Annotated in this window: 2 protein-coding genes; one reads left to right on the top strand and one right to left on the bottom strand. The window is 63.5% G+C overall.

The features are described from left to right. Window positions 1–1,308, bottom strand: a 1,308-nt coding sequence (locus tag AC1DP3_RS17990) for a beta-galactosidase (protein WP_477295688.1), incomplete at its 3' end; no start/stop codon positions are given. 884 nt (window positions 1,309–2,192) lie between these two features. Between AC1DP3_RS17990 and uidA the strand changes: the two genes are divergently transcribed. Further along, a partial coding sequence (gene uidA / locus AC1DP3_RS17985) for a beta-glucuronidase (RefSeq protein ID WP_477295686.1) occupies window positions 2,193–3,629 on the top strand: 1,437 nt, incomplete at its 3' end.

Below are 3,629 nucleotides of genomic sequence, written 5' to 3'. Positions count from 1 at the left end.
GATGAGGACCGCTGCGGCCTCGCCTGTACCCTCACCGAACATGCCTCGCGTGTCCATTGGCCCCGAGATCGTCACGGTGTAGCCGCCGAGTTCGACCTGCTCCTGCTCACCGGTGACGAGACGGAAGCCATGAATGCTACCCGTAGCCTGTGCGTCGGTGATGACCCTCGTCATGCTCTGCATCGTCGAGAACGCGCTGAACAGATCCTGGTCGTCTAGGACGTCCTCGATGCCGAACGGATGAAAGCCCATCGCTCGGTACGCGCCGATCGCTACGAACGCCAACCCGGCATCGGGGCGGGCTTCGGGAATGAATATGCCGTTCCCTGCGACGTCATAGTCAGCCAGCGTGCCCGCGAAATCATCGATGTATATGTCGGGTGCGAGGAAATCAAGCGAGGGGGCGCCGATCTGCCAGATGTCGATCATTCGAGAAACGGGTCCGCCGCTGGGGTATCGCCCAGGGACGTCGGCGTTCGGCTGCGGGCCCAGCCATGCATTGGTGTAGATCGGCAGCGGGTGTTCGGCGACTCCGGCGCGAGCAACGCGTTCTACGAAGCGGCTGAAGCCCCAGCTCATAAACACCTCTTCGGCATCCCGGTCCGTGCCGAACACCTCGGCCCAGGTTCCCGATTCGGCGGAGCCGCCTCGCTCCCAGAGGTTACGGACCCACGGGTGCATCGCAGCGCCTCTCGTGGCGAGGCCGCGAAGCAGCTCTGTGGGCACCGACTCGGCCCAGGCGGTGTCGGCCAGCGCACTGCGGTCACGGCTGTCGCCGAGCAGTCCGACCTCGTTCTGCACCTGTACAGCGACCACGGTGTGGTCGGGATCCACCCGGCGGATGTGTTTCATGAGGGTCGCGAACGCACGCGTGTCTGCTTCGACGAGCGCCTCGCTGAACACGCTGAGGATGGGGCCGTCGAGGCTGAATCGACCGGTGAGCAGTCGTTCGGGGTCGCGCTCCGCACGGGGGAAGCGCTTCTCATCGCGTCGCACCCAGCTCGGTGCGTAAGACGACTCGGCATTCTTGTAGGAGCCGAACCAGATGAGGACGAGCCGGATGCCACGGGCTCGCGCCTGAATGATCTGGTCATCCACCGCGGTGAAGTCGAATACGCCTTCCTCGGGCTCGACAAGCTGCCAGCTGGCAGCTCCGATGATCGAGCGAACGCCGTTCTCGGCCAGACGATCCCAGACCGGAGCCATATATGCGGGGMTCGACGGGCTCGAGTTATGCAGCTCGCCACCAAGAGAGAGAAACGGTGCGCCATCGACCAGCAGATGCGCGCCGTGCGCGGTGCGCTCCACTCGGGGGATGCTATCCAACCCACCGGCACGGTCTTGGAGAGCAGTTGTTTCGGCGGCGTGCGTCATTGCGAACCCTTCGCGGCTGTGAGTATCCGACACTTGAGTATGCATGAGTGGCAATCGGTTGTCAAACGTCGATCCTGGTGTCTCTCGACCGGGCGGTGCACGGTCAGGCTGAAGCCCGAACCGCCCTCAGCGGGCACGACGCGGTTCAGTGGGCGATCGCCGCGGCGGATCAGGATGCCGCTGCCGGCGCGATGGCGACTCCCATGGCGACCGCATCCCGACGACTGGCGTCCGACCGGCGGACTGGTCCGTATCGACGTGGATACGGATTACCGCGCTTCCCTCGTCGGGGACGGTTCGACCGACATCACCTTGTGGCGGCACACACATCGCCAATATCACCGAGCTCTCCGGCGTTACCACCTGGCTCAGGAGTAATGGGGTCGAAGGCGGGATCGAGCTGAGCATGCAGACAACCGTCAACGTCGGCTGAAGAACGACCAGGTGCGGGCCGCAGAGATGCTGACGTCTCCGAACCAGACCTGACGGTCATAGGCGAATTCAGCCGCATAGTGGGCGGCACTCCAAGACCCCGGTGGGCATCACAAGTCCGAACGACTGGGACAGTTGCAACCTTTCGCTGAGCGAGTGGCTGTCGCAACTCATGGACACCGTCCTCGACGCATTTGACCGCGCTCCGACAAGCGGTTGCGATTGGTGGATCGGGTGACACGCCGCATCGCCGAATACTGTTCCGAAACATGGCCCATGCGCGGAGTAACTTGCCGACAAGTTTACTGGCAATCGCTTGCCTAAAACTGCATGGCCATGCTTGACTAATGTCCGGAACGCCATGCGCAGCGCAGCGAGGAGAACAGATGCTGAAGCCCCGATTGACCGCCACCCGCGAACTCCAACGGTTGGACGGATTGTGGAAGTTCGCTCTGGACACGGATGCGGGGGAACGTCCTTGGGCTGCCGAACTGCGAACGACGCGCGAGGCACCAGTCCCCTCGAGCTATAACGATCTCTTCGTCGATGCGAAGGTGCGGGACCACGTCGGTGTCGTCTGGTATCAGCGCATCGTGCGTGTGCCCCGCGGATGGGCGGGCGACAGCGTCTTCGTCCGACTCGATTCGGCCACTCACGAGGGCGTTGTGTACGTGAACGACGAGCTTGTCGCCACGCACGTCGGCGGATACACGCCGTTCGAGGCCGACATCACAGCGTTCGTCGAGCCCGGAGCCGAGTTCCGGCTCACGGTCGGCGTCGACAATCGGCTGACGAGGGACACGATTCCTCCGGGCCACGTAGAGATTCGCGACGACGGGCGTCCCCGGCAGCGATACATGCACGACTTCTTCAATTACGGCGGCCTCGCCCGCTCCGTGTGGCTGTACTCCGCTCCCGCGGAGCGGGTGCAGGACCTCACGGTCGTCACCGACGTGGACGCCGGCACCGGAGTGGTGAGCTACGACGTGCTCACGACATCTCTCGGGGCTGATGCCGACGTCCGCGTGCGCATTTCGGATGCCGAGGGTGCCACGGTCGCAGAGGGCTCGGGCCACAACGGACAGCTGCGGATTGCCGATGTGCGACTCTGGCAGCCCGGCGCAGCGTACCTCTACGAACTCACCGCTGAGGTGGTGCGTGAGGGAGAAGTCGTGGACAGCTACCCGTTGCCTGTCGGTGTCAGAACAGTCGAAGTCCGCGGCAATCGCATCCTGATCAATGGGAAGCCGTTCTACTTCACGGGTTTCGGCAAGCACGAGGACTCTCCGGTGCGCGGAAAGGGTCACGACGACGCCTACCTCGTTCACGACTTCGAACTGATGGGCTGGATGGGCGCCAACTCTTTCCGGACCTCGCACTATCCGTACGCCGAGGAGGTCCTCGAGTACGCGGACCGCCAGGGGATGGTGGTCATCGGTGAAACAGCCGCGGTCGGTCTGAATATGGCGATCGCTGCCGGCTATCTCGGGAAGACCGACGTCGTCACATTCGGGCCAAAGGGATTCGGCGAGACGACCCAGGCGGCCCATGCACAGCACATCCGGGAACTGATCGCTCGCGACAAGAACCACCCGAGCGTGGTGATGTGGTCGATCGCGAATGAGCCCGACGCGCGTGACAGCGGTGCACGTGGGTATTTCGAGCCACTCGTCGCACTGACTCGTGAGCTCGACCCCACGCGTCCGCTCACCTACGCCAACATGATTCTGGCCAGCCCGGAGAAGGACGTCATCGCCGACCTGTTCGATGTGCTGAGCATCAATCGCTATTACGGCTGGTATCAGGACACCGCGGATCTGGAG

The organism is Microbacterium sp. P5_B6 (assembly GCF_056400345.1).
Note: the sequence above shows the minus strand (reverse complement) of the source record. Positions and strands in the feature narration are given on the sequence as shown.